General features: G+C 48.5%; 1 protein-coding gene. It reads left to right on the top strand.

Annotated elements, in window-relative coordinates; all coding sequences use genetic code 11:
* A partial coding sequence (locus R7Z77_RS28200) for an iron-containing alcohol dehydrogenase (RefSeq protein WP_318137416.1) occupies nt 1-459 on the top strand: 459 nt, incomplete at its 5' end.
* Nucleotides 460-530: the final 71 nt, after the last annotated feature.

Raw genomic sequence — 530 nt, 5'->3', positions numbered from 1 at the left:
AAAAACGGCGAAAACCTAGAAGCTCGTGAGCAAATGGCATACGCGCAGTTCATGGCTGGCATAGCGTTTAACAACGCATCTCTAGGTTACGTGCACGCTATGGCGCACCAACTAGGGGGGTTCTACGACCTACCACACGGTGTATGTAACGCAATCTTGCTTCCTCACGTACAACGCTACAACGCGCAAGTATGTCCAGAGCGTTTACGTGATGTCGCAAAAGCGATGGGTGTGGATGTAGAAGGTATGTCGGCAGAGCAAGGTGCTGCGGCAGCGATCGACGCTATCGTTGCGCTAGCAAAAGACGTTGGTATTCCAGCTGGTATTAAAGAGCTTGGTGCGAAGCTAGAAGATATCCCAACACTAGCAGACAACGCATTAAAAGACGCGTGTGGTTTCACTAACCCGAAACAAGCAACTGACGAAGAGATTTCTGCAATCTTCGAAGCGGCAATGTAATCGCAGAAAGACAGATTCATGTCTAACACCTTAACTCAATCCCCGATCTGGTATCGGGGATTTTTATATTC

Source organism: Vibrio sp. 1401 (assembly GCF_033340295.1).
This window is presented reverse-complemented; position numbering and strand designations above follow the sequence as displayed.